The following is a 19,128-nucleotide window of genomic DNA, read 5'->3' as shown; positions in this document are numbered from 1 at the left end:
CCTCACTTTCTTTCCCCATTATACATAAACATAGGCCATTACAATAAAAATATGCATAAATTGCTTCCCGCCTTCTATCTATACTCATGAAAAAAGAGCGGGGAATTCCCCGCTCTCTTAGCCATTATGTGAAGTTGTGATTAAAACTGCTGCTGGCTGCTTCCGCCCATGCTTTGCTGAGCAAAAGAGACAAGACGTTTTGTGATTTCTCCACCGACAGAACCGTTGGCGCGAGAAGTTGTTTCCGGTCCAAGGTTTACACCGAATTCAGAAGCGATTTCATACTTCATTTGGTCGATAGCTTGAGCAGCGCCTGGCACTAAAAGCTGGTTGCTGTTTCCGCTGTTTGATTGTTGTGACATGTGTATCACCTCCTTGTGAGTATAGAATGTGATAAAACACATGTCTTCATTCAAAAAAACTTTGGTAATTGTATACAGTTTTAAAACAGGCCGGCAAACTTATCGTGAGCTTCCTGCTCTGAGTAAACAGTGATGGTTTCGATGCCCGCAGCGGCCTCTGCAATCAGCGGTTCAAAATCAACGAAGCTTTCGAAGTGCTCGATTTTTTCTTTTTTCGGGCGTGTTTTCGGACTTGGCGGCGTAAAGATGGTGCAGCAGTCCTCAAACGGCTGAATGCTTGTTTCATACGTGCCGATTTCTTTTGATTTCTCGATGATTTCTGTTTTGTCCATTCCGATTAAAGGGCGCAAAACCGGCGTTGCCGTCACGGCATTGATCGCATACATGCTTTCAAGCGTCTGGCTCGCTACCTGCCCGAGGCTTTCTCCCGTAATGATCGCGAGCGCTTTCCGTTCTTCTCTGATTCTGTCCGCGATTTGCAGCATAAGACGCCGCGTCGCCGTCATCGTATAGTTCTCCGGGATTTGTTTTTGGATGAGTTCCTGCGTCTTTGTAAACGGCACGATATGAAGCGTCATACTGCCGCCGAACTTCGCGAGGCATCCCGCGAGATCCATGACTTTCTGCTTTGCCCGTTCACTCGTATACGGCGGACTGAAGAAATGTATGGCTTCAACTGATAATCCCCGTTTCATCGCGTAAAAACCGGCGACCGGACTGTCAAAACCGCCGGAAAGCATCAGCATCGCTTTACCCGCGGAACCGACAGGAAGGCCTCCGGCGCCTTTTTCGTTACGAATGGTCAGGAATGTCGCTTCCTCCCTGATTTCAATCCGAAGCGGAATATCGGGATGTTTCACATCGACGGTTAATCCATCCGTGTTTTTCAAAATATGCCCGCCGATTTCAGCGTTCATCGCATTCGTATCTAATTCAAATTGTTTGTAAGCCCGTTTCGTCTCGACCTTAAACGTATTCCCCGGTTTATATTCGCCTTCTATCGCGGCTAAAGCCGTTTTTTTAATGTCTTCCAGCTTGCTTTCGCATTTAATTGCGAGACTAAAACTTTGAATGCCGAATATATTCTTTAATAAGGAACAAATTTCCTCCGGGTTTTCTCCATTAAGTGTAATTGACATCCGGTCCCGGTTTGAAAAGTATTTTACTTTTTTATAATCCTTTAATACCAGGCGGATATTCTGTTTTAATCTTTCAATAAAACTGCGTCTGTTTTTCCCTTTTGTGGATATTTCACCAAAACGGATTAAAATATGATCGTAATTCATATGCTACCTCATCATTTTTTTTAGTTTTTGAACAGCCGGCACCAGCGCGGCCATAAACGGCTCCGTGATGTCAGCCGTATGGCTGAAGTTCAGGCTGACTCTTATGCTGCTTGATGCAATCTGTTCGCCTTTATTCATTTGCAGAAGAACACGGCTCGGTTTGTGCTCTCTTGCCGAACATGCCGCGGTTGTGGAGACATATATTCCTTTTTCCTCAAGCATATGCAGCAGCACTTCCGCCTTCACGCCCGGAACGGAAAAATTAATGATATGCGGCGCGCTGTTTTCAGCGGGGGTGTTGATGACGACCCCGTCCGTCCCGCTCAGCCTTTCCATGAGCGCATTCTTGGCAGCCTCCACGGAAGAAAGCCGCTCGTTCATGTCACGCGCGGAAAGATTGATCGCTTTCGCAAGGGAAACGGCGCCTGCCGTGTGTTCCGTTCCGGCACGGACGCCTTTTTGCTGCGAGCCTCCCGTTATAAGCGGAATGAGCCGCGTTCCTTTTTTGACGATAAGCGCTCCGGTCCCTTTTAGGCCGTGAAACTTATGCCCTGAAACGGTGCAAAGGTCAATGCCCGCTTCTTCTATAGACAGAGGAACTTTATGAATGCCCTGCACATGATCAACATGAAACAGAATATTCCGGTGCTGCTTCAAAAACCCGCCGATTTCCTTTACGGGCTGAATGGAGCCGACTTCGTTATTGACATGCATGACGCTGACGATTATCGTATCCGGCCTGATAGCCGATTTGACGTCTTTCAAAGAAACGAAGCCGTTTTGATCGGCCGGAAGATATGTGACTTCAAAGCCGAACAGCTCTGTCAGCTGATCAAGCGTCTCCGTCACAGAAGGATGCTCAATCGCCGAAGCAATGATATGTCTTCCTTTACTCATGTTTGCCCAGGCTGCTCCCTTTAACGCAGCGTTATTCGCTTCAGTCGCGCCTGATGTAAATACAATATCATAATTTTTTAAACGCAAGGTTTTTTTTATTTGCTGAGCGGCCGCTTCAAGGAGCTGTTCCGTCTCAGTTCCTAACTGGTGCAGAGACGAAGGATTGCCGAAATACCGGCTGCTCGTCTGTTTGTACACATCTAATACCTCTTCATACGGCTCGGTCGTTGAGCTGTTGTCTAAATATATCATTTTTTTTACTCCTTTAATGAAAACGGTACATCGTATGATATTTATGCTACCATAACAAAAGTAAATATAAATTCGCAATAAATCGAGTATTGACTTATCTGTACATTGCCATATAATAAGTAATGTTCGTTTTGTTATATTATCTGACAATTAATTGACAGAATATTTCAACATAGTATTTAGGAGGATTTTTATGAAACACTCACTACCTGTCAAAGATACCGTTATTATCGGTTTCATGCTTTTCGCACTTTTTTTCGGGGCAGGAAATATGATATATCCGCCGGAGCTCGGGCAAGCGGCGGGGCATAATGTCTGGAAAGCGATGGGCGGTTTCTTACTGACCGGCGTAGGTCTGCCGCTTTTGGGTATTATCGCCATCGCATTAACGGGCAAAGACGCGAAAGGGCTTGCCGATAAAGCTCATCCGGTATTCGGGACTATTTTCACCGTTGTGCTTTATTTATCAATCGGGCCGCTTTTCGCGATTCCGAGAACCGGAACCGTTTCATATGAAATCGGTGCAGTTCCGTTTTTAAGCGGCATTCCGGAAAGATTATCTTTATTTGTTTTCACGTTGATCTTTTTTTCTATTACGTATTATTTAGCTCTTAATCCTTCCAAAATCGTGGACAGAGTCGGAAAGATTTTGACTCCTATTAAATTCGGTATTATTCTAATCATCGTCGTAAAAGCCATTGTCACTCCGATGGGCGGGCTGGGCGCCGTACATCAGGCATATTCCGGAACGCCGGTGTTCAAAGGATTTTTGGAAGGCTATAAAACAATGGACGCGCTCGCCTCAATCGTCTTCGGCGTCGTTGTCGTCAACGCTGTTAAAAGCAGGGGCGTCACCCAGCGTAAAGCGCTCGCGGCCGCTTGTATTAAAGCGGGTCTGATTGCAGCGGCAGGTTTGACATTCATTTATTTATCTTTGGCCTATTTGGGAGCGACAAGCACGGACGCTGTGGGGCCGCTCGGCGAAGGCGCAAAGATTTTATCAGCTTCATCTGATTACCTGTTCGGTTCACTGGGAAACATCGTTCTCGGCGCCGCCATCACCGTTGCGTGTTTAACGACAAGCATAGGGCTTGTCACATCTTGCGGCGAATATTTTTCAAAATTGATTCCCGCTTTATCATACAAAATGGTGGTTACGATTGTCACGCTGTTCAGTCTGGCGATTTCAAATTTCGGACTTGCTGAGATTATTGCATTTTCAGTTCCTATTTTATCAGCCATTTACCCGCTGGCGATTGTCATTATCGTCCTTTCCTTTATTGATAAAATCTTTAAGGAAAGACGGGAAGTCTATATCGCCTGCCTGATCGGAACGGGGCTGTTCAGTATCCTGGACGGCTTGAAGGCAGCCGGCATTCCGCTCGGATCATTAGATTCATTCTTAAACGCAAATCTTCCGCTTTACAGCATGGGAATCGGCTGGGTGCTTCCGGGCATTGCCGGAGCGATCATCGGCTGCATTATCACGTTTTTTACCAGCCCGCCCATCGAATTAAATAAAGCAAAATCGTAACATTCAGCGCTTGCGGCTTGTATATCAGCCGCAGGCGCTTTTTATATTCCGTGAGAAACTAAAAAACTGCACCTCTGATTTCCATCAGGGTGCAGTTTTTGCTTGTGCGTCTATGAAGCAGATTGATCAGCTTTAATTTTTTTCACGGCGCCGGGAGCTGCTTTTTCAACAGCATCTGCCGCCATCTCATAAGCTTCATTATAGCTGTAAGCGTAAAACAGCCGTTCCGCTTCTTTCAGCTGTTCGGATAAAATATGATTCTGGCTTCGGAAGCGGTTGCCGTACTGGATGATCCGCTCAATCAGCTTCACCTGAATCACAAGATCTTCCGCCTCTTCGCTGACTTCCTCAACCACCTTTTCGGCTTCGGTCAGATGTTTGGCGGCTTCCTCCATGTTCAGCGGCAGCTCTTCCAATTGGCTGACGGTTTCTTCTATATGATGATTTGCCGTCTCGAGCTTGTCCTTGACTTGTTCAGGAATTCCCGGCACGTTGCTTTTTTGCAGCATTCGTGCCGTGTCAGAAATAGTTTTCCGAAGATGCATCAGCGTTTCCCGCGCCTGCAGTTCTTCTTTTCTGAGCGCCTGCAGATTTTCACGGTATTCGGCATGTTCTTTCTGAGCCTCTTCCATCTGCTTTTCGATGGCCTCGACTTCTTCAATCAATAGAGAGTAAGCGACATGCTCACCATCAAGCTTTTCTCTCGCCTGCTCAAGGAGCCGGCCGATCGTTTCCAGCTGTTTTTCGAAGGCATGCTGTCTGCCGATTTCTCCCGCCGTCAGCTGATAGCTTTCCTTGACGAGCTCCGTTTCGGTTTTTGTGCGGTCTTTTTCTTCCTCAAGCTTTTCATACGCGATGATCAGCTCAGGCATTTTGCTTAATACGGACTGTCCGGCTTCCACTTCGCCTTCCAGCTGGTCATACATCGATTGAATGGTTTCATCAATCAGCTGAAGAATGGCGGACGCTTCGTCAACATCCAATTCTTCCAAAAGCGCGTTTTCGGCCCGTTTCAATTGATTTGTGAGTGTATCCAGCTCTTTTTCGATTTGAATATGCTCCAATTTGTAGCCTTTTTCCGTCATTTCCCGGTAGCCGTCTTTCAGCTTGGCAATTTGGTTCGGCACGGTCTGTTTACAGTCCGCAAGCAGTTTCGGAACGTCATCTATGTATGTCTGAAGCTGATCCAGTCTGCGGTCCTGTTCAAGCAGCACTTTTCTCGCTTTGATGTAATTGCCGCTTTCCGTCTCTTCTTCGAACTCTTTTATGCCGCTCCAGATTTCGTCGAGATCCGTCTCCAGGCTGTTATAAAGCTCTCCGTAGAGATGGCTGTACGCCAGAAGGTTTTTTCGCGCTTTTGAATACCGCTCACGCACCTGTTCAATCTCTCCGCGGCTTTTTTCCTCGCTCGTCACAAGGTCGCTGATCTCACGCAGTATGCCTTCTATATTTGATTCAGCTGCAGTGAGGAGGTCGTCGATGTGGACAAGCACCTGATTCGCTTTTTTAAACCGGTATTTGTCGGCGTTCTCTTCGGCATCATAAAGGAGCTCTTCTACTTTCGGCAGATGGGCTGTGACAATTTCATCCCACTCCTCGCGCCATCTTTCAAAGAACTCTTCCGTCTCTCCGGTCATTTTCAGATGTTTGATCTTGGACATTTCTTCCACTATCGAACGGTTTAAAATTTCAATCTTCCATGACTCCAGCCGGTCAATTTCCGTATAAATTTTTTTTCTGAAAAAGTAGCCCGCCGCAAAGAGCGCGAGCAGTATAACCAATAATCCGATGACTAACTCCATAATGAGCCCCCTTGTTGTTCTCTTAATCTGTCAGGGTGTTTTATGTATTCAGAAAGATTTCAATATATGTATTGAGAAAATCTGTCGTTTTCATTGTTATTATGATACCATGTAACCAACATTTTTTGACCAGAAATCAAAAACTTTTTGCATAATTTCGGCAGGATTCTGCATTTTTTTAATGGAGTGACACAAATGGAAAAACGAGACGCTCATATCCACACGCCTTTTTGCCCTCACGGCTCGAAGGATGCGCTGAAACAATATGTCGAAAAGGCCCTGGAAAGAGGCTTTGACTCGATCACATTTACAGAGCACGCCCCCCTTCCTCCGTCATTTCAAGATCCCGTACCGCTTCAGGACAGCGCGATGGATCTCAGACAGATGGAGGTTTATTTGGAGCGGCTGTCACAGCTGAAAAAGGAATACGATGGACAAATCAGCATTCTGACTGGGCTAGAAACCGATTTTATCACAGGGTATGAAGAGGAAACCGCGGCGTTTCTGAACACGTACGGCCCCTCACTGGATGACGGCATTTTATCCGTTCATTTTTTGAAGACCGGCCCGTCTTATATATGCCTCGATTTTGACGAGCACGCCTTTCAGCAGCTTGCCGACCGCTTCGGAAGCGTTGAAGCCGTATATGAACAATACTATGAAACTGTGTATTCTTCCATTGTAACACCGCTCGGCCCCTTTAAGCCAAAACGGGTCGGCCATATCACGCTCGTCAAAAAATTCGCGCGCCTTTTCCCTTACAGCATGTCACCTCAAATAAGAGAGCTTGCGGCCCGCTGTCTTGACGCCGTGAAAGAACACGGAATGGAGCTGGATGTGAATACATCCGGGCTCAGAAAGAAGTTTGCCGGGGAAGTATACATGGAGGATTGGATGGCTGAGACGGCGAAGCAAAAAAAAATCCCGCTCATATTCGGGTCGGACGCCCATCAAGCGGAAGATGTCGGCAGTTCCTATGAAACGTACAAAAGCATCATTACTTCATAAGCGCCGCATCAGGCCGTCGGAACACGCTTTCGATCCAGATCTTCACCTCTTCAAAATACCTTTTATAAAAATACGGTTCATGAGGCTGCATATAGAGCACCTCGGTAATGTATTGAGGCTGAAGATACGGCATCATCAAGAGGGATTTCAATTGCAGAATAAAATGCGGCACGGGCAGCGTCAGCCGTCTGTGGCGTGACTGCCCTTCTTCAATCACCAGCTGGAAAATATATTTTTCTTTCATTAAGTAAGTAGACATAATTTCCCTGATAAGCACGGAATCAATCGTCACTTCCCGATATACAAACCGCGTTAATTGACGGTTATCGTGCTGATAGGATAAAATATCGAAAATCACCCGCAGGATGCGTTCCTGCGCGTCTTCACCGTTCATACTGACGGCGGCTTTTTCCAGCGCTTCAGTATAGCCTTCGTAAAACTCGGAAACTAAATGTTCCATTAATCCGCCTTTCCCTTTAAAATAGTAGGAGATGTGCGCAACATTTACATCAGCTGACTTTGCGATTTCACGGACGGACGTGCCGGAATAACCTTTTTGGTTAAACAGCTGGACAGCGGCGTTAATAATTTTGTCTTTGGTGCTTACTTTCATACGGCTCACCCCTTTATGTGTAACAATTCAAGCAGAAAGGCGCCGTTCCTGTAAGAACTTCTCGACAAATGCCGGCAGAACGGCCGGAACTTTGTTTGATATTATAGAAAAAGTGAGGGTTTTCCATGTTTCATGTCGAAAAACAATCCGGAGATAAAGAAAAAAGTTATCAGCTTCTGCTTAAACAGCTCGAAGCCATGACAGAAGATGAAACGGATGCGATCGCAAATTACGCGAATGCGTCAGCGCTTTTATACCATTCATTACATGAAGTCAACTGGGCGGGGTTTTACTTCGCTAAAGAGGGCGAGCTCGTGCTCGGACCGTTTCAAGGACTTCCTGCCTGTGTGCGCATTCCGTTCGGCAGAGGCGTATGCGGCACTGCCTACTCTAATGGCTCGGTGCAGCGGATTGCCGATGTGAATGCGTTCCCGGGACATATCGCCTGTGACGCGGCTTCCCAGTCAGAAATCGTTCTCCCGATCCGCGTAAACGGTGAAGTGATCGGTGTGCTGGACATTGACAGCCCCGTGAAAAACCGTTTTGATGAAACGGACGAAACCTATTTAGCAAAGTTTGTTGAAACGCTTGAAAAACGATTAGGATAAAAAAAGGAGCCCGGCCGGCAGGCCGGCTCCTTTTTTATGTCGTCGTGCTGTTTTGATGGATGATCAGCCGGTTTTTGCCGTTCCGTTTGGCGATATAAAGCGCCTCATCCGCTTGCTGAACGAGCAATTTCAACGGCATCGGGCCGGTCTTTGACCAGCAGGAAACGCCGCAGGAAATCGTCACGCGCGGCTCGGTGTTTTCCCGGATGGCGCGAACCAGCCTTTTAGCGATGCGTTCTCCGGATGACACGTTGATATTCGGCAGATAGACAGCCAGCTCCTCGCCCCCCCACCTCGCAGCGACATCATGCTCACGAATATGGTTCTTCATAACGGAGGCCACCTGAATCAGGATCGAATCTCCCGTTTGATGACCGTATGTATCATTAATATTTTTGAAATTATCGATATCAACGAGGATGAATACACCCCGTTTATGAATTTTCATGCTGTATTGAATTTTCTCATCCAAATAGGTTCTTGAATACAGCTCCGTCAGCTGGTCTGTCTGAACAAGATGCTCAAGCCTGTCGCGCAGCATGGAGTTCGTGACCGCCAATGTCGCATGGTGAATGAGCGCTTGAAAAAGCTTATACATTTCAAACGTAAAAGCATACAAATCCTTTTTCAATAAAATCGCGAACCCGAAGACGGTGTCATTTTCGATCATCGGCACCGCCATCAGCGAGCCGTAGCCGTTTTCGCCGAATACAGTCTTTCCGCTGCCGATAAACACGCCCTTTTCTCCCTCGAACAGCTTTTCTTTCACAATGCTGATATAAGGGTTCGCACGTTCTGTCTTAAAAAAAGCGGTATGTCCCGGAAGCAGATTTTGCGTCTCAAAATGATCAATATGAAAAAAAGCCACTTCTTCCGCATGAAACGACTGGGTCATAATGGCGGCGAGCTCCCGCATCGTATCAGTGAGTCTGAGGCGCTGATTCAGCTGGCGCGATGTTTCATTAATGAGCTCCAGATTCGCAATGCTTTTTTTCGATTGCTCATAGAGCTGCGCATTTTCAAATGCTTTTCCCGCTGCGCCCGCAAGCAGCAGCATTTCACTGAGAGTACTGCACGAAAGAACGGCATCCTGCAGCCCCTCCGTCTTCAGAACCCCGTAAGTCCCCTGCTGGCCTTTGATCGGCAGATAAGCAGATGACCTGCCTTTTCTGAGCAGTCTCCCCGATAAATAAACCTTCTGGGCAGACGGATCGGCATCTTTTCCGTCCATATGTAATTCTTTTGCGGGAAGCTGTCTGTCCGTATCCTGATCCTGCGTGATAAACAGTGAAAAACGGAAAGACCGGAAAGCCGTACTCAAACTTGCCTGCAGTTTTTCCAAAACCTCATTTTGGTCCAAAAGCGAATGGAACATTTCTGTCATTCTGTGAATTTTCCGCTGATGCTTCGTTTTGTCAAACAGCCCGCTTTGTCTCACAGATTGATTAATAAACTGAGTAACGAGCTCAGGCAGTGATTCCGGGATCGGCAGCCCGACTTCCGAGCGCAGATAAAAGGATCTGCCGGACGTCTGATTCCTGATCATAAAACGGCCGTCACTCTCTTTCAGCGGAGCATAATGCGGTTCATCTTCTGTTTTTATGGTGAAACGTGTTGATTCTGCCGGTGAAAGGGTCAATGAAAGAGATGTAAAGCAGGATTCGAGAGCTGAGGCCAGCCATAACAGCGAGTCGGATAATGAGACGGATTCAGATTTCGTTAAGAAAAAAGAAAGCATTTTCTGATGAAAGGCCGTCACTTCATCAATTGTTTGTTTTTTCATTTTTATCACCTAAACATGTACTACTCATTTTTGTACATTATATCATAAACCGGCACTCATCATGGAGAAATGGTTGACGGCGGCGGAGAAAAATCATATAATGTTCTTTGTGTGAAATATTGCAGCCTTTTTGTTCAGCTTCTGTGTTTGCATTTTGTTCCTTAGCTGTAAGGTGTATCGTGTAACTCTCTGCTGCTGGAGCGAGGATACATGAAAACAAAATGTGCACGGTCGGATCGAACAGACGGTTTTTATTTTCCACAAAATAAAACCAAAGGAGGAGTCACATTATGGCTCGCTATACAGGTCCATCTTGGAAACTGTCTCGCCGTTTAGGAATCTCTCTTAGCGGTACAGGTAAAGAATTAGAAAAACGCCCTTACGCACCAGGTCCCCACGGTCCGGGACAGCGTAAAAAACTATCAGAATATGGTTTGCAATTGCAAGAAAAGCAAAAACTTCGTCACATGTACGGTGTAAACGAACGTCAATTCCGCACATTGTTTGACAAAGCTGCAAAAATGACTGGTAAACACGGCGAAAACTTCATGATTCTTTTAGATGCACGTCTTGATAACGTTGTGTACAAGCTCGGTCTTGCGCGCACTCGCCGTCAAGCACGCCAATTAGTTAACCACGGTCACATCCTTGTTGACGGAAGCCGCGTTGACATTCCGTCTTACCAAGTAAAACCTGGTCAAACAATCGGTGTTCGCGAAAAATCAAGAAACCTTTCTATCATCAAAGAATCTGTAGAAGTAAACAACTTCGTTCCTGAGTACCTTACTTTCGACGCTGAAAAGCTTGAAGGTACATTCACTCGTCTTCCAGAGCGCTCTGAGCTTGCTCCGGAAATTAACGAAGCGCTTATCGTTGAGTTCTACTCCCGTTAAGTAAAACGCTCTTTAAAGAGCATTGGATTAAACCCCGGACATGTTGTAATGACAATGTTTCCGGGGTTTTTCTTTTGGGCTGTCAGAATAATGGACAGATGCTCCCTCTCTTTATTAAAAAAAGCCCCTGTCCGGGGCTTTTTTTATGTGCCTACTGGCTTTTCAGCTACATGTACATTAGAAAATCCCATTTGACAAGCAGAAGCGATTTTTTACATAATGAATCATCATACCTTACAAAAAAGGAGCGACGGAATGAACAGCATCCCCTCTATCGTCAGCAAGCACAAAGCCTATTTTGCGGCGGGGCATACGAGACAGCTAGAATCGAGACTGAACATTTTGCAGAAGCTGAAACAAGCCGTCAAAACTCATGAAGCCGATCTCATAGCCGCTCTCTACCAGGATCTCTACAAATCCGAACAGGAGTCGTACACGACAGAAATCGGAATTGTACTGGAGGAAATCAGTTTTGTGATGAAGCGGCTGGGAAAATGGATCAAACCGAAACGAGTCAAAACGCCTCTGACTCACCTAGGCTCGAAAAGCATCATTATCCCTGAGCCGTATGGAACCGTTTTGGTGATTGCGCCTTGGAATTATCCCTTGCAGCTGGCGCTTTCACCCTTGATTGGAGCCATTGCGGCCGGAAACACAGTCGTTCTTAAACCGTCAGAATATACGCCGGCGGTTTCCGCTGTTCTTTCCAAACTCATCAGCAGCGTTTTTCCGAGTGACTATGTCGCTATGGCGGAGGGCGGGCCCGACGTCAGCACTGTGTTATTACAGCAGCCCTTTGACTATATTTTCTTCACTGGAAGCGTTGCCGTGGGAAAAATCGTCATGGAGGCCGCCGCCAAACAATTAATTCCCGTTACCTTGGAGCTCGGCGGCAAAAGTCCCTGCATTGTCCATAAGGATGCTGATATACAGCTTGCCGCCAAACGCATTGTCTTCGGGAAATTTACAAATGCAGGGCAAACCTGCATCGCACCGGATTATTTATTTGTCCACCAAGATATCAAAACGAAGCTCACAGAAGAAATGAAGCGTGCGATCAGTGAATTTTACGGCCCTCAGCCTGAACAAAATCCGCAGTACGGCAAAATCGTCAGTGAACGCCACTATCAGCGGCTGCTCAGCTTTCTAAATGATGGCGTCCCGCTCACAGGCGGACAATCTGATCCTGCTCATCATAAAATTGCGCCGACCATTCTCGAACAAGTGAGGGATGACTCTCCAGTGATGCAGGAAGAGATTTTCGGGCCGATTCTTCCGCTGTTTACATACGGCGATATCGATGAAGTCATCGAGAAAGTCCAATCGCGCCCAAAGCCGCTCGCCCTGTATCTCTTCACAACAAACAAAGGAATCGAGCGAACTGTTTTAGAGAATCTGTCGTTTGGCGGCGGCTGTGTCAATGATACGTTAATGCACGTCGCGACACCGTATTTGCCATTCGGCGGCGTCGGGGAAAGCGGCATCGGCAGCTATCACGGATTTGACAGCTTTAACACGTTTACGCACAAAAAAAGCGTCGTCAAACAAACGAACCGCTTCGACTTCGCTTTCCGTTATCCTTCTTCCAAAAACGGGCTGCGAATGATTAGGAAAATACTTAAATAAAAAAGCGCAGAGTATCTGCGCTTTTTATAAATCCTCTATACACCAATTAATCGGTTCGTCTCCCATTTCATCTAAAAGCGGTTTGATCTCTTCAAAATATTTCTCAGCAGACTCAGCGTCTTGTTGTTTTATCGCGATATACCAATCATTTAATATATTTGCAACTTTTTTAGAAGCCAGTTTACTCATATGATAAACACCTATTTCTACAAATATTCTAAATTTTATCAAAAAATATTCTAGCATACCTTTACATAAAATGTAATTAATAGGAGTTTTTTCGACATCGCGAAATTCCAAAAAAAGGCTATTGACCCACTTTTTCAGAACGGTATTATAGCGGACTATTTATCTCCATTGTCGAATCTACACTCCGCTGTCCCCATTCTTAAATAATAACAAGTCCGGTATAATTTGGATTGTAACGAATATACAATAGGGAGTGTGATTGTTTGAAGAAATTCAAGTCAGCTTTACTTTTGTTTTTGGTCACTGCATTGGTTGTAGGGGTTATGCCTAATTTTAAAGCCAAAGCAGAAAGCAATGAAATGTTGAACACCCCTGCATCAATGTCAAATGATACTGTAGGTGAGAATGTTTTTGAGATTAATGGGGAAAAGTATGTCTATTCTTACGACTTTACTGACCCTGCTGTGAATAAAGCTAAAGTTATTGAGGAAAATGGGACAGTTACAAAATTTGAATACAACAACGAAACAAACACACTTTATAAAAACGGTGAGGTCGATTTTAACCTTACTATGGAGGAAGATGGGGTATTTTCTTCTCCTAATATGTCAACTATGAAGATACCGCCCGGTGGAAAATACATGGGGAAATACAATTATAAATACAATTTGAAAGGCGTTTCTGTCGGTGTGGCAGCCACAGCTATTTCAACAATAACAAAAACACCTTACAACGTAGTATTCGCTATTGTAGGGTTTTTAGCAGGTACCCAAACAACTGCTTACTATACAGTATTCCAATATCGTTATGCCTTTAAATGCAGCGCATACCCTTATGCTAATAGAACAAAATTCTACGAAGACTCTAAAAGAAAGAAAGTCCTTAAAACGGCAGACAGTCCCAAATTTTTTGGAAGCAGGCCAATCCCATCAACTTGCCGACCATAAAAACGAGGTGAAAAAATATGCAACAAGAAAAAACAACGTCTAATGTTAACAGGATATTAAAAAGATATATCCTACTGTTCCTTGTTTTATGTGCATGTTATTTTGTTTACATGGGCGTTTTGGGTAATAAATTCACTCCAGTCCCATTGATTATTTTCATCGCTGGATCAATTATTGGGGAGTTAATCAGAATAGGAAGAATGAGAAGATAGGGGGTTACATCCTCCTATCTTTTTTAAAACACACAAGCTTCACAAATTTGTTTTTACCCATTTTTCTTTTATGCTCGGGTATATAACAGTGAAGACAATAACATCGAAACAGATGAAGTTAAGTGTACGCAAAAGAATTTAATTTTTAGTCTTGGGGATTTTGTACATTCTTTCATTTGATGTTCTGTTCCCAAATCCTCCATCCTCCGTCGCTATGACACGAGGCGCATAAGGGCCCATTTACTTGAGGTTCATGCCGCCTTTATGCGGAACGATATGATTGATAACTGTCTCCGGGGTTCTTCTTCCTTGCATTAAGCAGACAGCACATAACGGATGCTTGGATAGGTAACCAGCGCGCGACGGCCTCCACTTGCTGTTATACCCCCGTTTGCCAGCTGATTCCCGGTATTGGTCATAGGCCGGTTTGGTTCGTTTGTGCTGTTCGCAGTAACCCTCCCTTGTTGGCTTGCATAATATACCTCCATATAAAAAAGCGCCCTTAAAGGTGCGCTTTTTAAAATTTAATACCCGATTGATACGTTAGCCCTGATTTATCTATAAAAGAAAAAGTATCCTCATGTCTAGTGTCAAACAATATTCTGTCGATTATCACTCCTACTATCAAATCATCATCTTCAATATGTGTATCTGCTAATCCTCGAGGACTCGGTATATAGGCTCGAGCACCATCAACCATATATAGGCATACATTCTTTACGGTAGAACCATTATAATTAAGCGAGTAATAGTGATAACTAGCCTTTGAATTTATAAATTTATCAGTAAACTCATTTGAAATATCATTATCTTCTCTATCAGGCTTTTCTTTAATTGTTACAGAAATATCTTCTCTAAGTGTAAAGGTGTATCTGTGATCCCGATCAATACTTTTAACCCAATCTTCACAATGTGCGTTCTTAAGTAACAAAGACATTAATTCTTGATATTTCACTTCAGCATCACCTCTATCAATTTTATCTATAATTCTGACAGAATACTAAATTCTTTCGATTACAAAAATTTTAGACTTAATCGTAGGAACAATATGATTCCTATTAATTTCATTGGTTTTGTGAACATACTTAATACTCTTGCTTAAGATTTTAAAATTCATATCTGAATCGTAATCAAATGTTTGTGTATCACTAAGAAATATTGAATTTTTATTATTTGCCATAAAAATTCTAATCTGTTCTGCTGTATAGATTTGATTAATCTCTAAATCAATATTCTCATATGCCATTCCCTCACCTCCTCTTCCTTATTATCGGCGAAAAAGTATTTAAAGGAACTGTTCGTGGAATTTGTCGAATTATTTATGTACAAGCATTCATTTTGTCTCACTATTATAAATCGTTCCCTTAGCTGCTTCAAACATACAAGAGAATCTTTTCTATAAATTACAGTTTAGCCTTTATCACAGCACTAACCTAACAGCCAAAAACTTTGTACATAGTCTTTCCATAACCTTAAATATAAAGAGCGCCCTCCCGATTGGAAAGCGCTTGGTATATTCTTTCTAAACTGCCCCCGCACTCAAGCCGTTAACCGCCGATTGTCCATCCTGAGATTTACCGGACACAGTTTACAGAGAATATAAAAAACACCCAAAAAAGGGTGTTTAGCTTTTAATTTTAATCTCTTTTTTAATCTGTTTATTTAAACTTTCTAGAGTAATATCAATTTCTTCTTTAAGTGAAGCAGTTTTATCTTGATTCTCTTTTGGATCTGGTATTTCATAAGTAACCAGTAAATTTAGCATTTTCTTTATAGCTTTATTTGCAATCACATTAATTTCATCAGATGAGAATATTGCAATTTCATTGACCCAATTATTTAGTTCTATCCATTTATTTCTTGCCTCATATAAGTTATTACGCTCAATGAATTTATACACTAACTTGGACGCTTCTTCGCTTGATCTTTTAAATGCATCTAATACATCTGACTCTTCTTTCTTTGTCAATTTTAGAATTTCACTTGTATAATTACGAACATCCTCTTCATTAGAACGTTCAAAAGACGGGCAACTTATAAAATAATCGCGACACGCAAGTAGAGCACCATGTGCTTGTAAAGATTTTTTATATAATTCTGGGTACATTTCATATTTCTTATTCATAGAGAAAGTATGAAAGCCCATTTTCTTTTCAAGCCAATGTTTAAGTAGTTGTAATGCTGAATTAAATACCAAAATAGTTATTGTACTTAAGATTACCTTGCCGAAAAATTCCATATTGAAAATTTCATTCACTAATATCCCTCCCACCTTATTATCGCTAAAAGAAAGGAACAATGGAATCATTTACGAAATTTGTCGAACGTTTTACGGAAGCAGTTTATAGAGAACATAAAAAAGCACCCCCGCTCACTAGCAGTGCCGCTCCCTTGATTTATTACCTATTACCATAATACCTTATCTAAAACAAAATGGTGTGCCATCTTTCTGCCGTTATTCTGCCATTTGTCTGCCATCTATTTGTTTTTTCTGCCTTAAGATTAATATAGTCTAAAATTTTTCTATAGTTCTGAATGTCATGATTAAAAAAAGAGGCTAAAGCGTTTATAACAACTAACTTTTCATGTTCTATATCCTTAATTTTCGTTTACAACTGAATTTGAAATTGTCTCTATGATTAAACATGCTTCACTAGAGTTTGCAGATAAAATTTTATTAATTGTATTAGCAATAAATTCCGCTCTTATTGGATTATCTATATATTTTCTGAGCTTTTGAATCTGCTGATCTAAAGGTATATCATTTTCGTTAAAACCTTTCAAAAACATATTGAATTTTATTTCTTGAGCAAAGTCGAATATGTTCTTCGCAAACTTCAACATTGGAGAGATTTCACTAAACATTTCAACATAATCATTTTCTACAATTGTCTTTTTCAAGTGCTTATAACCGTTGAATTCATCTCTTAACCCCTGATTCAAGTCCTCTAATCTCTGAACTAATATCTTTACTTCGCCACTCAATAAAAGCTCCCCTTTTTTTCATCAGTATAACATATCCACATTGTCCACGAATTACCCATATGTTATACTGTGCAACTGCCTGAAGCGCCGTTAGCCCTTTCCCCTACTGTTTTCAACCCATATGCCAATATTTTTCTCAACGTGTGTATGTGGCTATATCATCCAAACCGCCATATTCAGCAGCAGCCCTCAGAATATCTTATAGGCCATCGACTTGGAAATGGGCTTGTTGATCCCTTCGCGGCCAACCGCTCTAATTCCCTGTTCGTTCTCTATCCCTATTTCCCCTACTTCTGGTAAAAATCCTGTTCTCTAGAATAAAAAAGCACCCAATCCAGGTGCTTCATACATTAAAATCCTTCCTTCTTCCGTCACACCATACTCAGCTGGGGTTCAAATAATTCATAGTGAATGGATTCCGGCGGTGTATTGAATTCAGAAATCAGCTTTTTCATTTCTTTAATGAACGACGGTGATCCGCACAGGTAAAAATCAGCATCTTTATCTGTCATCACTTCTTCTAACAGCTGTTTGTCAATCCGGCCTTCCCGAAAACGAATGTTTTCTGAACGGTCTTGTTCGGACGGCTCGCTGTAAATAAAGAGGGTGTCAACGGATGAGTGTTCCGCGGCTTCTTCAGCTTCATGCCGCAACGCATGATACTCTCCGCTCCTTGCCGCATGGATAAAGAGAACGTTTCGCTGCGGCTGGGTTTTGGCAACCGTCTTTAACATGCTGATCATCGGAGTAATTCCGACACCGGCACTGATGAGAACGAGATTCTTTTTGGAATCAGGGTCTAATACGAAATCCCCGGCCGGAGCGCTGATCTCAATTGAATCCTTTTCGTGTAATTGGTCATGCAGATATGAGGAAACAACCCCTTCTTTTTTAACGGAAATCCGGTAATAATCCTTACCGGACACGTCGGATAAGCTGTACTGGCGGATATGCGTATAGCCCGTGTCCGGAATGTATACTTTTACACTGATATACTGCCCTGCTTTGAATTCGGGGAGAACTTGTCCGTCTTCCGGTTTTAAATAAAACGACGTTATCTCCTTGCTTTCTTTTACCTTTTTATCAATTGTAAACGCCTTATAGTCTTTCCAGCCGCCTTTTTGCGTTTCCGCTTGTTCATACATGTCCTTCTCAATTCCGATAAAAGCGTCTGCAATGACGCCGTATGCTTTTTCCCATGCCTGAATGACCTCAGGAGCGGCCCCGTCTTTTAGCACATCCTTTATCGCGATTAACAAGTACTTTCCAACGATTGGGTAATGCTCGGGCTTAACACCGATACTCCGGTGCTTATGGCTGATTTGTTTGACGACGGGGACTATGTTTTCCAGCCGGTCAATATTGGCTGCGGCCGCGATCACAGCATTCGACAAGGCCGTACGCTGTGTTTTTTTCTTTTGATTTGTCTGATTAAAGATATTCAGCAGCTCAGGGTGATGCTGAAACAGCAGGTCATAAAATCGGCCTGTGATTTCTTCACCATGCTCTTCTAAGACCGGCACTGTGCTTTTAATGATTTCAATCGTTTTTTCATCGAGCATTCTGAAATCCCCCTAAAGATGTATGCATCTCGATTGACCTGAGAAAAGAATCGTTTTTGAATTCTTTTTTATAGATTTCCCTGCTTAAAAAGGGTTAATCGTTCCAATTTGAGGCGGATTCAGGAAAAACCAGAAAAACGAAATTGCATATGAAAAATTGTGGACTTGCCACGGTGTACTTGTCCGATGCAAAACCCTCCTTGCCAGCATTTAATAAAGTACGGGAGGTGAGATGAATGGGTAAAAAATCGAAAGTGTATTACTGTGACCCTAAGTATATTGTGACTGACAAGTATACTGACAAAGAAGTGGTTTACGTCCATCCCATCAAACACATTAACAGAGAGCATATCCGTTATGTTCCCCGCCACGTTTATAAGGAAGAAACAATTCACGAAGTCATTGATCCGGGAGATCCGGGGAAATGCGGGTGTAAAAAGCATAAAAAAAGACGCAAAAAGTAATTGGTTCGATTTCTTGCCTTATCTCAAGTTAAACACGTTAGTTTCAGCAGACCTCCGTACCTTTTGGCTCCTCTTTTTCAGAGGGGTCTTTTTTCATAAGCAAAT

Annotated in this window: 20 protein-coding genes and 1 pseudogene; 8 read left to right on the top strand and 13 right to left on the bottom strand. The window is 43.3% G+C overall.

What is annotated here, in order from left to right; all coding sequences use genetic code 11:
- Positions 1–140 precede the first annotated feature (140 nt).
- The 3 genes from K3G25_RS04115 to K3G25_RS04105 all read right to left on the bottom strand — a co-directional run bounded on the left by K3G25_RS04115 (position 141) and on the right by K3G25_RS04105 (position 2,797).
- Positions 141–362, bottom strand: a complete 222-nt coding sequence (locus K3G25_RS04115; RefSeq protein ID WP_007408043.1) for an alpha/beta-type small acid-soluble spore protein — start codon at positions 360–362, stop codon at positions 141–143.
- 80 nt (positions 363–442) lie between these two features.
- Complete coding sequence (gene thiI, locus K3G25_RS04110; protein ID WP_025649723.1) at positions 443–1,648, bottom strand: tRNA uracil 4-sulfurtransferase ThiI; 1,206 nt, start codon at positions 1,646–1,648, stop codon at positions 443–445.
- Positions 1,649–1,651: 3 nt separating this feature from the next.
- A complete protein-coding gene (locus K3G25_RS04105; protein WP_022552830.1) occupies positions 1,652–2,797 on the bottom strand; it encodes a cysteine desulfurase family protein in 1,146 nt (381 codons plus the stop codon).
- Between the two features lie 193 nt (positions 2,798–2,990).
- Here K3G25_RS04105 and brnQ point away from each other — a divergent pair, with 193 nt between their 5' ends.
- Positions 2,991–4,331 (top strand): branched-chain amino acid transport system II carrier protein, encoded by a 1,341-nt coding sequence (gene brnQ / locus K3G25_RS04100; RefSeq protein WP_015240382.1) that lies wholly within the window; start codon positions 2,991–2,993, stop codon positions 4,329–4,331.
- Positions 4,332–4,441: 110 nt separating this feature from the next.
- Here brnQ and ezrA read toward each other — a convergent pair whose 3' ends face one another.
- Positions 4,442–6,133: a septation ring formation regulator EzrA gene (ezrA, locus tag K3G25_RS04095; RefSeq protein WP_095061275.1), complete on the bottom strand. Its 1,692-nt coding sequence runs from the start codon at positions 6,131–6,133 to the stop codon at positions 4,442–4,444.
- A gap of 195 nt (positions 6,134–6,328) precedes the next feature.
- On the opposite strand from ezrA, the gene hisJ reads away from it, so the two are divergent.
- Positions 6,329–7,141: a histidinol-phosphatase HisJ gene (gene hisJ / locus K3G25_RS04090; protein WP_032871696.1), complete on the top strand. Its 813-nt coding sequence runs from the start codon at positions 6,329–6,331 to the stop codon at positions 7,139–7,141.
- Here the strand turns inward: hisJ and refZ are convergent.
- Positions 7,131–7,754: a forespore capture DNA-binding protein RefZ gene (gene refZ / locus K3G25_RS04085; RefSeq protein WP_007408038.1), complete on the bottom strand. Its 624-nt coding sequence runs from the start codon at positions 7,752–7,754 to the stop codon at positions 7,131–7,133. The genes hisJ and refZ overlap by 11 nt on opposite strands.
- A gap of 125 nt (positions 7,755–7,879) precedes the next feature.
- Here refZ and K3G25_RS04080 point away from each other — a divergent pair, with 125 nt between their 5' ends.
- Positions 7,880–8,362 (top strand): GAF domain-containing protein, encoded by a 483-nt coding sequence (locus K3G25_RS04080; protein ID WP_007613120.1) that lies wholly within the window; start codon positions 7,880–7,882, stop codon positions 8,360–8,362.
- Between the two features lie 34 nt (positions 8,363–8,396).
- Here the strand turns inward: K3G25_RS04080 and K3G25_RS04075 are convergent, their stop codons facing one another.
- Positions 8,397–10,145: a sensor domain-containing diguanylate cyclase gene (locus K3G25_RS04075; RefSeq protein WP_029973327.1), complete on the bottom strand. Its 1,749-nt coding sequence runs from the start codon at positions 10,143–10,145 to the stop codon at positions 8,397–8,399.
- Positions 10,146–10,435: 290 nt separating this feature from the next.
- Here K3G25_RS04075 and rpsD point away from each other — a divergent pair, with 290 nt between their 5' ends.
- Together rpsD and K3G25_RS04065 are read left to right on the top strand one after the other, a co-directional pair.
- The gene (gene rpsD, locus K3G25_RS04070) at positions 10,436–11,038 is read left to right on the top strand and encodes a 30S ribosomal protein S4 (RefSeq protein WP_003152406.1); all 603 of its coding nucleotides are present in this window, start codon (positions 10,436–10,438) and stop codon (positions 11,036–11,038) included.
- Between the two features lie 255 nt (positions 11,039–11,293).
- Positions 11,294–12,664, top strand: a complete 1,371-nt coding sequence (locus tag K3G25_RS04065; RefSeq protein ID WP_029973326.1) for an aldehyde dehydrogenase — start codon at positions 11,294–11,296, stop codon at positions 12,662–12,664.
- A gap of 24 nt (positions 12,665–12,688) precedes the next feature.
- Here the strand turns inward: K3G25_RS04065 and K3G25_RS04060 are convergent, their stop codons facing one another.
- On the bottom strand, positions 12,689–12,853 hold the full coding sequence (locus K3G25_RS04060; RefSeq protein ID WP_232489598.1) for a response regulator aspartate phosphatase: 165 nt from the start codon (positions 12,851–12,853) through the stop codon (positions 12,689–12,691).
- A 263-nt stretch (positions 12,854–13,116) separates the two neighbouring features.
- Between K3G25_RS04060 and K3G25_RS04055 the strand changes: the two genes are divergently transcribed.
- Entirely contained in the window at positions 13,117–13,800 is a 684-nt protein-coding gene (locus K3G25_RS04055; protein ID WP_029973324.1) for a hypothetical protein, read from the top strand.
- 350 nt (positions 13,801–14,150) lie between these two features.
- On the opposite strand, the pseudogene K3G25_RS20850 reads toward K3G25_RS04055, so the two are convergent.
- From K3G25_RS20850 to hmpA, 6 genes and pseudogenes are all read right to left on the bottom strand, one after another.
- Positions 14,151–14,492: pseudogene (locus tag K3G25_RS20850) on the bottom strand (HNH endonuclease).
- Positions 14,493–14,529: 37 nt separating this feature from the next.
- Entirely contained in the window at positions 14,530–14,967 is a 438-nt protein-coding gene (locus tag K3G25_RS04050) for a hypothetical protein (protein ID WP_029973323.1), read from the bottom strand.
- 45 nt (positions 14,968–15,012) lie between these two features.
- Entirely contained in the window at positions 15,013–15,258 is a 246-nt protein-coding gene (locus tag K3G25_RS04045; protein ID WP_029973322.1) for a hypothetical protein, read from the bottom strand.
- 378 nt (positions 15,259–15,636) lie between these two features.
- Positions 15,637–16,269 (bottom strand): hypothetical protein, encoded by a 633-nt coding sequence (locus tag K3G25_RS04040; RefSeq protein ID WP_029973321.1) that lies wholly within the window; start codon positions 16,267–16,269, stop codon positions 15,637–15,639.
- Positions 16,270–16,610: 341 nt separating this feature from the next.
- On the bottom strand, positions 16,611–16,997 hold the full coding sequence (locus K3G25_RS04035; protein ID WP_050569573.1) for a hypothetical protein: 387 nt from the start codon (positions 16,995–16,997) through the stop codon (positions 16,611–16,613).
- Between the two features lie 371 nt (positions 16,998–17,368).
- Positions 17,369–18,559 (bottom strand): NO-inducible flavohemoprotein, encoded by a 1,191-nt coding sequence (gene hmpA / locus K3G25_RS04030; protein WP_032873653.1) that lies wholly within the window; start codon positions 18,557–18,559, stop codon positions 17,369–17,371.
- A gap of 159 nt (positions 18,560–18,718) precedes the next feature.
- Here hmpA and K3G25_RS20845 point away from each other — a divergent pair, with 159 nt between their 5' ends.
- Entirely contained in the window at positions 18,719–18,790 is a 72-nt protein-coding gene (locus K3G25_RS20845; protein ID WP_223204447.1) for an SWIM zinc finger family protein, read from the top strand.
- Positions 18,791–18,795: 5 nt separating this feature from the next.
- The gene (locus K3G25_RS04025; protein WP_021494455.1) at positions 18,796–19,023 is read left to right on the top strand and encodes a hypothetical protein; all 228 of its coding nucleotides are present in this window, start codon (positions 18,796–18,798) and stop codon (positions 19,021–19,023) included.
- Positions 19,024–19,128: the final 105 nt, after the last annotated feature.

The organism is Bacillus sp. FCW2 (genome assembly GCF_021228595.1).
Taxonomy (GTDB): domain Bacteria; phylum Bacillota; class Bacilli; order Bacillales; family Bacillaceae; genus Bacillus; species Bacillus velezensis.
Note: the sequence above shows the minus strand (reverse complement) of the source record. Positions and strands in the feature narration are given on the sequence as shown.

Excerpts from the sequence above, each read along its gene's own strand:
- K3G25_RS04115 (WP_007408043.1), bottom strand. The coding sequence starts at position 362 with ATGTCACAACAATCAAACAGCGGAAACAGCAACCAGCTTTTAGTGCCA.
- thiI (WP_025649723.1), bottom strand. The coding sequence starts at position 1,648 with ATGAATTACGATCATATTTTAATCCGTTTTGGTGAAATATCCACAAAA.
- K3G25_RS04105 (WP_022552830.1), bottom strand. The coding sequence starts at position 2,797 with ATGATATATTTAGACAACAGCTCAACGACCGAGCCGTATGAAGAGGTA.
- brnQ (WP_015240382.1), top strand. The coding sequence starts at position 2,991 with ATGAAACACTCACTACCTGTCAAAGATACCGTTATTATCGGTTTCATG.
- ezrA (WP_095061275.1), bottom strand. The coding sequence starts at position 6,133 with ATGGAGTTAGTCATCGGATTATTGGTTATACTGCTCGCGCTCTTTGCG.
- hisJ (WP_032871696.1), top strand. The coding sequence starts at position 6,329 with ATGGAAAAACGAGACGCTCATATCCACACGCCTTTTTGCCCTCACGGC.
- refZ (WP_007408038.1), bottom strand. The coding sequence starts at position 7,754 with ATGAAAGTAAGCACCAAAGACAAAATTATTAACGCCGCTGTCCAGCTG.
- K3G25_RS04080 (WP_007613120.1), top strand. The coding sequence starts at position 7,880 with ATGTTTCATGTCGAAAAACAATCCGGAGATAAAGAAAAAAGTTATCAG.
- K3G25_RS04075 (WP_029973327.1), bottom strand. The coding sequence starts at position 10,145 with ATGAAAAAACAAACAATTGATGAAGTGACGGCCTTTCATCAGAAAATG.
- rpsD (WP_003152406.1), top strand. The coding sequence starts at position 10,436 with ATGGCTCGCTATACAGGTCCATCTTGGAAACTGTCTCGCCGTTTAGGA.
- K3G25_RS04065 (WP_029973326.1), top strand. The coding sequence starts at position 11,294 with ATGAACAGCATCCCCTCTATCGTCAGCAAGCACAAAGCCTATTTTGCG.
- K3G25_RS04060 (WP_232489598.1), bottom strand. The coding sequence starts at position 12,853 with ATGAGTAAACTGGCTTCTAAAAAAGTTGCAAATATATTAAATGATTGG.
- K3G25_RS04045 (WP_029973322.1), bottom strand. The coding sequence starts at position 15,258 with ATGGCATATGAGAATATTGATTTAGAGATTAATCAAATCTATACAGCA.
- hmpA (WP_032873653.1), bottom strand. The coding sequence starts at position 18,559 with ATGCTCGATGAAAAAACGATTGAAATCATTAAAAGCACAGTGCCGGTC.
- K3G25_RS04025 (WP_021494455.1), top strand. The coding sequence starts at position 18,796 with ATGGGTAAAAAATCGAAAGTGTATTACTGTGACCCTAAGTATATTGTG.